Origin of the sequence: Aliiglaciecola sp. 2_MG-2023 (genome assembly GCF_030548145.1) — a bacterium.
Taxonomy (GTDB): Bacteria; Pseudomonadota; Gammaproteobacteria; order Enterobacterales; family Alteromonadaceae; genus Aliiglaciecola; species Aliiglaciecola lipolytica_A.
Window position 1 is genome coordinate 63,146 of the sequence record NZ_JAUORY010000007.1, and the last position, 14,170, is coordinate 77,315.

The window sequence follows — 14,170 nt, forward strand, 5'->3', positions numbered from 1 at the left end:
AACTAAATTTATTGATTAATTTAGTGATTGAAACCCAACAACATCATCAATCAACTCAAAACCCGTCATACGTATTATCGATCCTCAAATATATGTATTGTCGATAACAAACGATTTATTTAATAGCGAATGTACTGTTGCAAAGCAACGCTATTCAACTAATGTATAATATTCTTTGTCTGGAATTTCGCTATTCTGTCTGAATTAAAAACAAGTACCTAACGTTGAAAGTTAACGTGTATGGAGTTCTTATCAGCCGCAAACGCTTTTTTACTGTGTTCATGTTTCCGTTGTTGTTAATTTAATAAAAAGCATGTTGTGCTGTCCATTCTTATTTATGTAGTGATAAAATTGCCGCATTCATACTTACACTTAATACCCCATAACATATTTGCCCTTAAGTAATAGTATAATTATTGAGCACAAAATTAATGCTGTCGAGAATCCCCATACTTATTCGTAAATACAGGGAATTCATATCATAGCCAACCTTTTAGATTTACCTTAGTTGCACAAAGATAAAAATTTTTATGAAAATACCGCGCTCATTACCGTTACGCATTTTAATCATAGTGCCCTTTACATGTTTGCTTATCATTGCAACTGTTGTTTTCGCTGCGGTGTCATACAACAATAATCGCGCAGTTGCGTTGGAAATGGCCCATGCCTTCAATGAATTAATTACTCAACATGTCGAAAATTATATTAATAATATGACAGAAATGATGCCTGCTTTGGTATTAAATAATGTACAAGCATTAAAAAAGGGGGTTCTTTCCAGCGATAAACCAATTCACAATTCTCCTTGGCTACTTAGTCAATTACGCCAGTCTGATCAGCTTAACTTTGTTACCTTAGCTTTTAATGATGGACGTTACATCGCGGCCTCCAGACCACCTCTAAATAGCAACTCCTTAGAAATTGCCACAAACATATTGAATAGTGATGGCCACCTGCAAGGCTTTTCAATAAATGATCAAGACTTGCCAAATAAACAGACTAAAGACATTGGTCCCTACGACCCGCGACTACGGCCGTTTATGCGTTGTGCGGTAACCCAAACCAAAATACCTTGCTGGGGCAATGTTTATCAGTATCTCGAAGGGGAAAAATACGCGATTAGTTTCTCGCAAGCAGTGACCAATAAACAAGGCGAGGTAATTGCCGTTGCCGCCGTTGACTTTAGCTTAGAGCGCCTAAATGAATATATAAATAAACTCAAATTAAATAACGACAGTATCGCCATCTTGTTTGAACAAGACGGCACTCTACTTGCCTCTTCTAGCCAGCATTATTTGCTAGCCGATCCGCAAAAAAATACACGTTTTACGCTGAGTAACCACCCTAGCACTGTTTTAAAAAAGTTGGCGACATATCAGCATTACCAATCTTCAGAACAACTTATCGAGATACAAGGTCGCGATTACCTTTTAACGCTGAAAGATATTCAACTAGGTTATGGAAAAGTATGGCAATTAGCTGTTTTACAACCTCTTGACGTGACCATTTCAGTGATTCAAGGTAAGACCTCAAACACGATTATTCTGATGATAGTGACCTTATTGTCCATGGTTGCGCTAGGAGCAGCACTCACTAAACTGATTGCCAAACCAATAGAAAATATCAGTAATATGGCGCTAGACGGAGCCTTGAGTGAGTTACAAAAAGCGCCTTTTCAACATAGTTTTATACCGGAAGTTCGAGGCTTGTCGGCAAGCTTAGCTCGTTTGGCAGGAGCTCAACTCCAATCGATAGCTGAGCTTGAACAACGGGTGGCTGAACGCACCATAGAACTAGAAAACGCAAATACAAGATTACTCGCGCTTTCTCAGCGAGATCCCCTGACCGGCATTGCTAATCGAAGAGTTTTCGATGAAACCTATGCACTTCAATGGGCCTTGGCGTTGCGTCAACAAACCCCTTTGGCAATTATTTTATGTGATGTTGATCAGTTTAAAGCGTTCAACGATAACTATGGTCATCAACAGGGTGATGCCGCTCTGATTCGAGTGGCAACTTGTATTCTAAAGCAAATTCAACGTCCTACCGACTTACTTGCCCGTTACGGTGGCGAAGAATTTATATTGGTATTGCCGCAAACTGATGAAAAAGGCGCGTGGGAAATAGCAGAAAAAATTCGCCAAGCAGTAATTACAGAAAACATTCCGCGCGATGATCTACAGGTCCATCCGTATATTACTTTAAGTGTGGGCTACGCATCTATGGTTCCAGCAGCTGAGGACAATTTGGAAATGTTAATTAGTCGAGCTGATAAACAACTCTATCTTGCCAAACAAAACGGCCGTAATCAAAGTCAGCCAGAGCCTCAACTTTCTAAGTAGATGTGAATGGGATTCTTTGAAACTCACATTAGCCAACGCCATCAACTTATCACAATCAAGACAATAGCCGCGATCAATTGTTTTTTGGTTCATTCTAATATGTGTAAATATTGAATAAGATAATTCGTTATTATCCAGCATATGATATTGGCCACTTCAATATCAACAAGGGAAGTTCATGAAACACTTTACACAAACACCTCTGCTCTGCATGTTAGTTTTATTGAGCTTTGTCCCACCTCACTTATGCAAAGTCACTTAGTAATGATGCAGCGAGCTGTAAAGAATTAATCTTTGAATCTGACGGCAAAAAAATGTCAGGTTTAATTTATCAAGCTGCCGGCAAAGGGCCTCATCCAAGCGAACTCTTATTACATAGCTGTTTTGGCAACGACACAACTAAATTAAAATAAAGTCGCTGGAGTAGCGACTTTACTTGAATCAAAAAATATTGCGTTATTATGATAATTTGGCGAGGGTAAACTTAGTATCTTCTGAGCGCAGTAAATAAAGGGCGAAACACGCTGCCCACATAGGCCATGCAGCAAAAAACAATAAGTTATTGAAGGCATCAAAATACTGACCCATTGCAGATAAAGTTGAGCCGCCATGGAGTAAGAAAATAAGTCCGTACGTCAAACGTTTTTTCACACCGGCTAAAAAAGCGAACACTAAAATAAGCTGTAATGCGCCTAGCACATAAGCCATAGTTTCTCCCATCCCCGGTATAGAATAAAAATGCTCAAAAATTTTGATACTGTGTCCTGGATTGACAAATTTATCTAATGTCCAAACAAACATGACGAGGAAAACCCCTAGTCTTAGTGATAAAAGAGACCACTGTAAGCGGCTCCGAATTTCGTTAGGAAGTACTTCACTCATTTAAATTCCTTAGTAGCACAGTTGATTTTGATATTGTTAAACGTCTTTTATCGACGCAGTTATTGGCGTAGGTAAGATTTAAGCCCCCTCTACTGCCATCGACCTGAGAACAGGAATAACATCAGACCGAGTTTTCTAATTTTTCTTTCAGGTTTTTTAAATTCAATATAGCTTTCACGCTAAGTAGTGGATTTTTAGAGACCAATAACGGCAATTGGATTTTGTATAACGCCAATTTATAAATGGGTATTTGCCAATGGGATTAGGAAATTAGTCTCTTATAGGGCAACCTAAGGCATAATTATTTTTCATATATATGACTAAATTTCCAATTATTTGGAATAAGTGTGCAATAAAAATCGGCGGCGCTAGGTCTCTAGGCTCAGAGTGATTAATTATAGGAACAGCAATGGTAACCAAATCACAGCAGTTGTTAGTCGGTGTTAGTTTGATTATGACCTATCCCGTTGCAGCTCAAGAAAATAATATTGAACATGTAATAGTGACAGGCGAAGTGCAGCCCGCCCTTGTTTTATCGCCTAAAAATGCAGTCATCGATGGCCCATTTGGGAAAGATAAAAACTTAACGGAAATCGCTCGCTCAGTGTCTTCAATTTCTGCTTATATGCTAGAGCAACTGTCTATTGATGATTTGCAAGACGTGCTGACGTTAGTGCCAAACACCTACTCAGCAAGTGGCTTTGGCGCACCGAGTCTACCCACAATTCGTGGTCAATTAGGGGAATTATTCCAACAAGGAATGCGACGTCAAGCAGGTAACAACGGCTTTGGTATTCCACTGTCTTTTAACAGCGTGGGACAAATTGATGTAGTAAAAGGAGCTCCCTCTGTCATTTTAGGGACAAGTCAACGAAACGGTGGTTTTGTTAACCTAAACAACAAAGTCGCTTCTTTATCAGGGACGGATATCAAATTTCAGGCCAATGCAGGCAGTTGGCAACACTATCGCGCTCAGTTAGATATAAATACAGCCATTGAAGAAGGCAAAAGTGGGATTCGCGTGAGTGCCGAGTATATCGATAACGATAGCTACTTCGACTATAGCGGATTTCAGAGTGAAGATTTATTCGTGACATTACGCCTGCTCCCCGATGACAAATCGAGCTGGGATATCAGTTTCGAATATTATGACGTGGATTTCACTGATAATGCAGGAATTAACCGGCCTACTCAGAACTTAATCGACAATGGCCTTTATATTACCGGTCAAGGGGTGCAACCAAACGGCTCACTAATTCCCGGTGCATTTGCGATTGTATCGCCAACCGGCGAAGTGGAGATTCCCCGCAGCACAGTACTAACCGATCCAGATAATATCAATACGGCACAAACCTATGTTTTTCATAGTACTTACCAGCGAGAGTTAAATTCAATTCATAGCTTAACTAACCGTAGTTATTTTCAATATTTAGAGCGCGAAGAAATCGCACAAAACAGTTTTGTCGAAATTATCGATGGTGCCAAAACAGCTCAAAACCGACTTGAAATAAATTCAATTTGGCAGGCTGAACAACAAACAACTTGGGGCATTGATATTCGTTACAACGATGTTTTGGGATACAGTCAATTTACCACTGAAGCTGACTTGCCGATTGATTTGTTGGGCACGATTGAACAGCGTCGAATTCCGCTGACAGATGCGCAAAAATCTCGATTAGTTGAGTTACGACCAGGGGTATTTGTGTCTCCCGGCGCCAACTACGATGTAGATGGAGATGGCGTAAATGACTTTTCATTATCTGACACCACAGACTCCACAACTTGGCAAACAGGGTTGTTTGCTGAACAGGAAAGTGACTGGAACGACCGCTTTAGCACTACCCTTGGTATTCGCGCCGATCATTACAATGTTGAGGCCAGAGATGCTTTGCCGCCACAAGAACAAATTGCAGCTCAAGATACATTCTCTAAATGGTTATACTCAGGATCAGCTTCTGCGCGTTTCAAATTAACCGATTCTGTGGTGACCTATGCGACATACAGTTATAACGAAGCAACCTCAAACAGCATGGGCGGCGGCACAGTATTAGGTGCAGATAACAAAATCAGTCCACTGAACTTTACAACCGAAAACACGTTGTACGAATTGGGTATGAAATACTCTCCTGCCGACACTCCTTGGTATGCAGATGCGTCAATCTTCGAACAAACTCGCAGTTTACGCAATCGCGACGGCAGCAACACCGGCATTATCGCTGACGGCTTCGAAGCCCAAGTATTTTATCAAGGACGTGCGTTATGGGCCAACCTAGGATATAGCTATTTAGATGCTCGATATGATAATTCTGCCAGTGCACAAGATTCTCAGCAAGTGGCTGATGCATTTGACAACTCTCGTCCTGACATCATTCAAGGCACGGGTATAGGTGCACCTAACTTTGCCGGTTTTGCAGCTTCAAACCAACGAGTACAAGGTATTCCACAGCAGACAATTTCGGCCAGTGCAGGCTATCAGATATTGGATAACTGGGATGTCTCAGGTTCGGCGATTTACACTAAAAGTTACCCTCTGGATTACCTTGCTAGCGTACTTATACGGGATCAAATAACCATTAACATTAACACTAATATTGCTCTTTCTGAACAATCGAATTTGCGCTTCGAAGTGCGTAATTTAACCAACGAAAAGAATTGGCGTCCGGTATTTGAGGGCGGCTATTTTGGATCAACTCTAGTTTTCCCTGAACTTCCGAGAAATGTTCAGTTAACCTACACATACAATTTTAAGGCTTAAACCCAACATGAACAGTAAACGTTTAATATTGGTCATAGTAATTGCAGCATTAATCGCCAGCTTTTTTATCTTTGATCTTAACCAATACCTAACCCTAGAAAGCTTAAAGAGCAATCAACAATCATTGGCTGGATACATTGAAGCTAACTGGTTAGTGGCATTTTTTGGCTACTTAATTATATACGCTGTGGCAACGGCCTTGAGTGTACCAGGCGCAGCCATTCTGACGCTAGGTGCAGGCGCATTATTTGGGTTTGGTTGGGGTTTGTTACTTGCCTCATTCGCGTCAAGTATTGGCGCAACCTTAGCATTTTTAGCATCTCGCTTTTTATTGCGTGATTGGGTTAAAAGTACCTTTTCGAAAAAGCTTGAGTCAATCGACAAAGGGATCGAAAAAGACGGTGCGTTTTACCTGCTTAGTTTGCGCTTAGTTCCCATATTTCCTTTCTTTATCATTAATTTAGTAATGGGTGTTACCAGTATCAAAACCTGGACTTATTATTGGGTTAGCCAAATAGGCATGTTGATTGGAACCGCGGTCTACGTTAACGCAGGTACCCAGTTAGTCGAAATTAATCAATTGTCTGACATCATTTCTGGTGATTTGATTTTATCCTTCGTGCTATTGGGTATCTTCCCTATTCTCGCTAAATTCATGCTCAGTGCATTGCAACAACGTCGTGTCTATAAGGGCTGGAAAAAACCCAAAAAATTCGATCGCAACCTAGTTGTTATTGGAGCAGGTTCAGCCGGTTTGGTTACCGCTTATATTGCTGCAGCAATCAAAGCAAAAGTAACCTTAGTTGAGCGTCATAAAATGGGTGGTGACTGTCTGAATACCGGTTGTGTGCCATCTAAAAGTTTATTACATGCTAGTAAATTAGCCCACATTCACCACACCTCGCAAAATGCAGGCGTAACCTATGATGCGCCAAAAGTAGATTTTAAAGCGGTGATGAACAAAGTACATAGCGTGATTAAATCTATTGAGCCTCATGATTCTGTTGAACGCTACGAATCCTTGGGCGTGAATGTAGCCATTGGTAATGCCACCATTGTTTCTCCGTGGCAGGTTGATATTCAAACCGAAGATGGCGTGCAATCCCTGACCACCCGCAATATTGTTATTGCTACCGGAGCTCGTGCATTTGTGCCTGATATCCCAGGTTTAAAAGATATTGACTACTTAACTGCAGATAATCTTTGGGAGATTCAAGAACAGCCTAAACGCATGATAGTGCTTGGTGGAGGTCCAATTGGTTGTGAATTATCACAAGCGTTTGGTCGCTTAGGCACCCATGTGACACAAATAGAACGTGGCGAGCAGGTATTAAGTAAAGAAGATCCAGATGCAGCCAAGCATTTACAAATTCAGCTTGAAAAAGACGGTATCGATTTACGCCTCAACACGAGCGCAATGGCGGTGGAAACCACCAGCGAAGGCAATGTGTTAGTTGTTGAGTACGAAGGTAAAGAAGAACGTATTCCGTTTGATAAAATTTTAGTCGCTGTTGGTCGCCAAGCGAACTTAACCGGTTTTGGTTTAGAGAAACTTGGTATCGAAACAGACCGTACTATTATCACCAATGACTTTTTACAAACCAAGTACCCTAATATTCTGGCCGCTGGAGATGTTGCAGGTCCTTATCAATTCACTCACACTGCGAGCCATCAAGCTTGGTATGCAGCAGTGAATGCGTTGTTCAGACCTTTTAAAATCTTTAAAGTGGATTACAGCGTTATCCCTTGGGCGACCTTCGCTGAGCCAGAAATTGCCACAGTAGGTCTAAATGAAGTAGCCGCTAAGCAAAAAGGTATTCAAGTAGAAGTGACTCGGTATGACATTGGTGGGCTAGATCGGGCACTGGCTGATGATCACGCCCGCGGTTTTGTTAAAGTGTTAACCAAACCTGGGAAAGACAAAATACTCGGTGCAACCATAGTAGGGGCAAATGCAGGCGAACTATTAGCCGAATTCGTTTTAGCCATGAAACATGGTTTAGGATTGAATAAACTATTAGGTACGATCCATATTTACCCAACGATGGCTGAAGCCAATAAAAACGTGGCCGGCAACTGGAAGAAAAATAACGCACCGCAAAAACTATTGGCATTTGTTGAGCGTTTTCACGCTTGGCGACGTAAATAAATGGGTATCCGGCGTTTTTGAATTGTTGCAAAGCAAATATCTAACTTGCTAGTTAGCATGCCTGCGCCCTACCAATGTTTTAAGGTAATAATAATGTTGCGATTAACCTAGTGGTTAATCGCTGCGAATTTGTTCTTTTTGACGCATTTTTATGAATGATAGTTTAACGGAAAATAATATGTTCACGTCTTTAAGTAAAATTAAAAGCATCGTTATCAACAGTGTTATGGCAAGTGTATTATTTGCTGTTTTAGTGTGTGCAAAATCCTACGCTGCTGACTTCGATCATGGTTTTGACAACTACAACCAATTATTAGCGCACGTTGTGCAAGTCTCCGATGACAAAAAGCAAACCCGAGTAAAATACCAACAATTGGTTCTCAAAAAAGATGCGTTAGAACGAGCTTTAAGTGCGTTTTCAAGTGTAACTAAGAGCCAATATGATGGTTGGAATGAGCAACAACAACTGAGTTTTTTAATCAACGCTTACAACGGTTACACTTTAAAGTTAATTGTTGATAACTGGGAGCAATTTAAACAAGGCGACGCTCAATCCATTCGTGACTTAGGTTCATTTTTTAGCTCCCCCTGGAGTAAGAAATTTTTTAATCTGTTGGATAAAAAGCACAATTTAGACGACATTGAGCATGAAATGATTCGTCAGTGGTTTAAAGAGCCCCGTATTCATGCGGCATTAGTTTGTGCTGCAGTATCATGCCCTCCCCTTCGCAATGAAGCTTTTACAGCAGATAACCTCAACGCTCAACTTGATAGTCAAATGCACTTATTTTTAGCGGATAATAGTCGTAACGAAATCATCGTAAAAGGACAACAAGGTGAAGCATCGCTTTCTTCAATTTTCCAATGGTACCGTGAAGATTTTGAAAAAGGACAGCAAGGATTTAGCTCATTATACGACGTCCTTAATATGTATAGTGACGCATTAGTGGACAGTGATAGCAACGCACAAATCCAGCGTGATATCATTAAAAAAGGAAACTATCCCATCACATTTAAAGATTATGACTGGCGATTGAATGATGTGGCGAACTTTTAACGTGGCAGTAACAACGTCTATGATGAGCAGAGCTACCCTGCCAATAACAATGCTATTGCTTGTGTTGAGTAGCGTAATGCCGTTTGCCCATGGGCAAGAAACTCAGCGTGCAACCGCGACCATAGTGACCACTAGCCCAGAATGGCAAAAAACCTTAACTGAAGCTAAAGGCCAGACCGTGTATTTTTACGCATGGGGTGGCTCAAAGCCAATCAATGACTATCTGCGCTGGGCAGCGCGGGAAATTGCCAGTCGTTACAAGATCCGTCTGCGCCACGTTAAAGTTGCGGATATTAGCGAAGCCGTGAGCCGTTTAAAAGCCGAGTCAGGCAACCAAAGTGCCATCGACTTGCTTTGGATAAACGGCGAAAATTTCAGTTACTTAAAACAACAACAGTTGTTACTCGGTAATTTGTGGTCAACCATTCCCAATAGTGCAATGCTGGCCACCGAACAACTTTCGTTACAGAGTGATTTTGGTGTAGCCATAGAAGAATTTGAAGTACCTTGGGGCGTAGGCCAGTACAACATTATTGCCAATCAGAATATCTTTGCACTTAACAGTGCTGACAAACAGAACTTAAACTTCACACCGGCAAGTATTCTGCAAGCTGCTAAACAACACCCTGGCCGACTTAGTTATCCAAGACCGCCAGAGTTCCATGGCACAACATTTTTGAAGCAACTTATAGTGGCTCTTAGCAACAACGATAAACGATTATTTGAATTCGCAACCCCAGAAGCCCAAACAAAACTACTCCCCTTGCTGTGGGAATATTTAGACCAATTGCATCCATTAATCTGGCAACAAGGTCGTGCCTTTCCGAGTTCAAACACCGAGCAACTTTCGCTGTTTCAACAAAACAAATTGGATATGGCCGTCAGTTTCAATCCAAATCAATTAAACAAAGAGCAGCAGGAAAAGCGCATATCGGTCTCGGCACAACGTTTATATTTCACTCAAGGCGCTATTACTAACAGCCACAATTTGGCTATTCCAAAGGGCGCACAAAGCCCATCAGGGGCAAAGGTTGTGATCAACTTCTTATTAAGTGAAGAAGCACAGAATCAAAAATTACATGGCAGTTGGGGTGATCCTGCGGTGATTAGGCCGTTATTAGATCCCGCATCAACGCTCCCCTCGCAACAAGAACTGCATAGCTCATGGCAACAAGTTATTGAAGATCAATGGCAACAAAAATACGGCGCTTAACGCTTAGTACCGGCTGGTTGATTGTTACATTAGTGGCAGGACTTCCCCTATTTGGAATCATCGTCGGTATATGGCCTTCAGTCGCTATATCTTGGAGTGATATAGCGCGTTTTTTTGCATACAACGGCTTAGCATCTACGGTATTAAGCACGCTGGCGTTATCGTTACTTGCTCCTTTATTGGCGCTTTACATTGCGTTTATGGTGTACAGTCAATATCGTTTTAACCCTCGTTGGCAAGCGCTAGAAAAGCGACTCGCCCCGCTATTATCGTTACCTCATTTAGCCGTTGCCTTGGGTTTAGTTTATTTATTTAGTTCTGGTGGTATGCTGTGGTCCTCCCTTTGGGGAGTATTTGGCTATTCCCCACCACAATGGCTAGGTTTACCACACAAAAGCTTAGTCACAATGTTGTTCGCAATCAGTATTAAAGAAGTTCCATTCTTTTTATTAATATTCAGTGCCTTAGGCCGTCAGTTAGCGATTAAAAATTGGTTGTTACAAGGCAGAGCTCTAGGACACAGCGAAAGTGCTAGTTGGTGGCTGTTGGTATTTCCTATCATCTTAAAACAATCACGTTTAGCGTTGCTCGCCGCTATGGCCTATTCCTTGTCCGTGTTAGATATAAGTTTATTGGTAGGCCCTAATATTCCGGAACTTTATGCTGTCGTGCTATATAACTGGCAGACCGGTTTTACTGCTGAACACCAAACCTTGGCTTTTGTTGGTAATCTTGTACTTTTAGTTTTGTTAGCCCTTTTAATTGTCGGCATTTATCTGCATGAATGGTGGGCAGTCAAACGTTTACGCAATCACGCAGTAAAAGGAACTAATTTAAAAATCGTTCGAATTAGCCGTCTATTTACCCATTGGTTAGGTTTTTTTAGCCTGTTAACCCTTGCTATTTTAGTGACTTTTTTGGTCTGGTCGTTAGGCTGGAACAATCAAGGAACAATTAACACCTTAAGCAGCGTAAATTGGTCTTTCAGATTATGGCAAGACGAATGGTTTTTTATGCAAGGGCCGTTATTGAACAGCCTCTACATTGCTTTATTAGGTGGTGTCATAGGTGTGTTCATGGCAATTTTAGCCTTAGAGCTACAACGTCAAAGCACAGTTTATTTACCCGATTATATTTGGTTAATGGCGATTCTTTTACCGCAACTGAGCATGGTATATGGTTGGCAAATATCACATACAGCTTTGAATGGCGGTTATCATAGCGGTTGGATAATCCTGTCACACCTGCCCTTCACCTTTGCTTATAGCTACCTTGTGTTGCGCGGCCCGTTTCAGAGTCTGGATCGCCATTTTGAATTAGTCGCCGCCAGCTTTGGATACAATTACTGGCAACAATTTTGGAAAATTCGCATGATGTTGCTGCGACCCGCAATGTTAAGTGCTCTAGCGATCGCTTTTTCCGTCAGTGTTGCCCAATATATTCCAACTTTAATGATCGGAGCCGGCCGCGTGACCACAATCACTACTGAAGCGGTTGCGATAGCCTCTGGTAACGAACAAAATATCACTGCGATCTATATGTTAGTTCAAGCTTCATTGCCTTTTATTGCCTTTTTTACCGCCAGTATAATGGCACAACGTGTCCGGGGAAGTTTCGATGTTACACATTAGCCACTGTAAAATTTTTATGGAAAACGGATGCATCGAACTTCCAGAAATACGCCTTAAAAACGGCGAGTTGTTGGTATTGACTGGCCCAAGTGGTATGGGAAAATCTACTTTTTTGCACTGGCTGTTAGGAGACACACCAGAGCATGCTAAAGTCAGTGGTGATATAACCTTGAACGATGTGCAGCTTAACGCTGTCAAGATAGAACAGCGCCGTATAGGTTTGTTGATGCAAGATGTACATCTATTCCCTCACTTAACCGTGCTAGATAACATTTGTTTTGCACTACCTAAGCATCTAACAAACCAACCCCCTAATAAATTAAATAAGCATCAACGTCGTGATCTAGCTTTAGCCATGCTAAATAAGATTGATATGGGTTACGTCGCCAAGCATTACGTTGAACAACTAAGTGGTGGTGAACGCTCAAGAGTGGGGTTAGTAAGAGCACTGGCAAATGAGCCGAAAGCACTGCTAATGGACGAACCTTTTGCAGCACTGGATCCGAAAACCAGCGCCCAAGTGAGTCAATGGGCATTTGCGCAACTTCAAACTCGAGGAGTGCCAACTATTATGGTCAGTCACGACCTAGATAATATTCCTGCACAAGCCCAACACTTAGACTTAGCTGATTTTTATCGCAGTCTATAATAATAAATTCACTTTTAAAAAAATGATAAGCCATTCATAAGTGAAAACCACTAATAACAAGGTAAACCATGATTGACCCTCTATTAAATCGGCTTTTGAAAAAACCTCTTTGTTGCCTAGCGAAACGGCTAATTAAATGGGGTATTACTGCAGACGCAGTAACCTTTGTGGGTTTTATAGTTGGAATGTTAGCGATACCGGCGATTATGTTCGAGCACTATTATGTGGCATTAAGTTTAATTTTGTTAAACCGATTAGGAGATGGATTGGACGGCGCTATCGCCAGAGAAACCGCCCCTTCTGACGCCGGTGGTTTTTTAGATATTACCCTAGATTTTATTTTTTATTCTGCCATTGTTTTTGCATTTGTATGTGTCAATCCACTAGAAAATGCAGTTGCTGGCAGTTTTCTAATGCTGTCTTTTATGGCCACTGGGGGGAGCTTTTTAGCCTTTGCCATTATGGCTAGCAAACATGGCATCGACAGTCCTAACTATCCACAAAAAAGCTTACATTATATGGGTGGCCTAGCAGAGGGTTTTGAAACGATTTTGGTCTTGTGTCTATTTTGTTTGTTGCCCACTCATTTTGTGCTGATCGCCAGTGTGTTTGCGGTCATTTGCTGGTTAACGGCAATTATTCGCATCTGGGTAGGTTATAACACTTTGCTAGCAACCAAAGATTAATCACTATGGTTGCTTGGTTTATCCCGAAAAGGCATTAACAGCACAGTTCCAATACCTGTATTGCTAGACTCATTGGGGTAGTCTTTTAATCCCAATTTTAGCCCATCGTCTCCTGCTTCGGCTTGTTTAGTGTAACTATTAAAAAGACGGTCCCAGATAGACAAACAGAAGCCATAGTTGCTATCAGTCTCTTTCACTACCTGGCTATGATGAATACGATGCATGGCTTGGGTAACCACCAATTTACGCAAAGGCCATTCTAACCAACTGGGCAATTTAATATTGCTGTGATTAAAAATCGCACTTCCATTGAGCAATATCTCAAAGATTAAAATCGCCTCAACCGGCACGCCTAAGATTAAAATCCCCAGAGCCTTAACCAATAAACTTAGGGCTATTTCAATCGGGTGAAAACGCAATCCAGTAGAAGCATCTAAATGGGGATCGGCATGGTGAACTTTGTGTAAACGCCATAAAATAGGCACACGATGGAATAAACGGTGCTGCCAGTAAATCAAACAATCTAGCATAATCACGGCCAGCGAAATCACCAACCAATCGGGCATACTTAGAATATTAAGTAAACCAAATTGCATGTTATCAGCGAAAATAGCGACAAATGCCAGCCCGGCAGGAACGAATAGCCGCCCCACAAGTGCACCACAGAACACCAAAAAAAAGTTGCTGAGCCATCTTTTCGATCGCGCTACAGGAGATACCCGATTGGGCAATATCGCCTCCCACAACATCATGATCACTAAGACCGTTAAAAAGCTACCCATTCGCAGCCATGCTTCATTTTGCAT

10 protein-coding genes are annotated in these 14,170 nt (G+C 41.5%); 8 read left to right on the forward strand and 2 right to left on the reverse strand.

Annotation, left to right across the window (positions count from 1 at the left end):
- Positions 1-530 precede the first annotated feature (530 nt).
- Positions 531-2,342: a sensor domain-containing diguanylate cyclase gene (locus tag Q4567_RS09145; RefSeq protein ID WP_303500167.1), complete on the forward strand. Its 1,812-nt coding sequence runs from the start codon at positions 531-533 to the stop codon at positions 2,340-2,342.
- A gap of 459 nt (positions 2,343-2,801) precedes the next feature.
- Here the strand turns inward: Q4567_RS09145 and Q4567_RS09150 are convergent, their stop codons facing one another.
- Positions 2,802-3,224: a hypothetical protein gene (locus tag Q4567_RS09150; RefSeq protein WP_303500168.1), complete on the reverse strand. Its 423-nt coding sequence runs from the start codon at positions 3,222-3,224 to the stop codon at positions 2,802-2,804.
- Between the two features lie 409 nt (positions 3,225-3,633).
- On the opposite strand from Q4567_RS09150, the gene Q4567_RS09155 reads away from it, so the two are divergent.
- The 7 genes from Q4567_RS09155 to Q4567_RS09185 all read left to right on the forward strand — a co-directional run bounded on the left by Q4567_RS09155 (position 3,634) and on the right by Q4567_RS09185 (position 13,364).
- Positions 3,634-5,979 carry a TonB-dependent siderophore receptor gene (locus tag Q4567_RS09155; protein WP_303500169.1) on the forward strand — a complete coding sequence of 782 codons (2,346 nt, stop codon included), beginning with the start codon at positions 3,634-3,636 and terminating at the stop codon, positions 5,977-5,979.
- A gap of 7 nt (positions 5,980-5,986) precedes the next feature.
- The gene (locus Q4567_RS09160; RefSeq protein ID WP_303500170.1) at positions 5,987-8,128 is read left to right on the forward strand and encodes an FAD-dependent oxidoreductase; all 2,142 of its coding nucleotides are present in this window, start codon (positions 5,987-5,989) and stop codon (positions 8,126-8,128) included.
- Between the two features lie 178 nt (positions 8,129-8,306).
- Entirely contained in the window at positions 8,307-9,185 is an 879-nt protein-coding gene (locus tag Q4567_RS09165; protein WP_303500171.1) for a DUF547 domain-containing protein, read from the forward strand.
- A 76-nt stretch (positions 9,186-9,261) separates the two neighbouring features.
- Positions 9,262-10,398 (forward strand): ABC transporter substrate-binding protein, encoded by a 1,137-nt coding sequence (locus Q4567_RS09170; protein WP_252729416.1) that lies wholly within the window; start codon positions 9,262-9,264, stop codon positions 10,396-10,398.
- Positions 10,374-12,029: an ABC transporter permease subunit gene (locus tag Q4567_RS09175; RefSeq protein ID WP_303500173.1), complete on the forward strand. Its 1,656-nt coding sequence runs from the start codon at positions 10,374-10,376 to the stop codon at positions 12,027-12,029. The genes Q4567_RS09170 and Q4567_RS09175 overlap by 25 nt, the downstream gene beginning before the upstream one ends.
- Entirely contained in the window at positions 12,016-12,678 is a 663-nt protein-coding gene (locus Q4567_RS09180) for an ATP-binding cassette domain-containing protein (RefSeq protein ID WP_303500174.1), read from the forward strand. The genes Q4567_RS09175 and Q4567_RS09180 overlap by 14 nt, the downstream gene beginning before the upstream one ends.
- Before the next feature lie 68 nt (positions 12,679-12,746).
- The gene (locus tag Q4567_RS09185) at positions 12,747-13,364 is read left to right on the forward strand and encodes a CDP-alcohol phosphatidyltransferase family protein (RefSeq protein WP_303500175.1); all 618 of its coding nucleotides are present in this window, start codon (positions 12,747-12,749) and stop codon (positions 13,362-13,364) included.
- On the opposite strand, the gene Q4567_RS09190 is transcribed toward Q4567_RS09185, so the two are convergent.
- A complete protein-coding gene (locus tag Q4567_RS09190; protein ID WP_303500176.1) occupies positions 13,361-14,170 on the reverse strand; it encodes a sterol desaturase family protein in 810 nt (269 codons plus the stop codon). The genes Q4567_RS09185 and Q4567_RS09190 overlap by 4 nt on opposite strands.

Excerpts from the sequence above, each read along its gene's own strand:
- Q4567_RS09180 (WP_303500174.1), top strand. The coding sequence starts at position 12,016 with ATGTTACACATTAGCCACTGTAAAATTTTTATGGAAAACGGATGCATC.
- Q4567_RS09145 (WP_303500167.1), top strand. The coding sequence starts at position 531 with ATGAAAATACCGCGCTCATTACCGTTACGCATTTTAATCATAGTGCCC.
- Q4567_RS09160 (WP_303500170.1), top strand. The coding sequence starts at position 5,987 with ATGAACAGTAAACGTTTAATATTGGTCATAGTAATTGCAGCATTAATC.
- Q4567_RS09150 (WP_303500168.1), bottom strand. The coding sequence starts at position 3,224 with ATGAGTGAAGTACTTCCTAACGAAATTCGGAGCCGCTTACAGTGGTCT.
- Q4567_RS09185 (WP_303500175.1), top strand. The coding sequence starts at position 12,747 with ATGATTGACCCTCTATTAAATCGGCTTTTGAAAAAACCTCTTTGTTGC.
- Q4567_RS09155 (WP_303500169.1), top strand. The coding sequence starts at position 3,634 with ATGGTAACCAAATCACAGCAGTTGTTAGTCGGTGTTAGTTTGATTATG.
- Q4567_RS09165 (WP_303500171.1), top strand. The coding sequence starts at position 8,307 with ATGTTCACGTCTTTAAGTAAAATTAAAAGCATCGTTATCAACAGTGTT.
- Q4567_RS09175 (WP_303500173.1), top strand. The coding sequence starts at position 10,374 with ATGGCAACAAAAATACGGCGCTTAACGCTTAGTACCGGCTGGTTGATT.
- Q4567_RS09170 (WP_252729416.1), top strand. The coding sequence starts at position 9,262 with ATGCCGTTTGCCCATGGGCAAGAAACTCAGCGTGCAACCGCGACCATA.
- Q4567_RS09190 (WP_303500176.1), bottom strand. The coding sequence starts at position 14,170 with ATGCAAAATGAAGCATGGCTGCGAATGGGTAGCTTTTTAACGGTCTTA.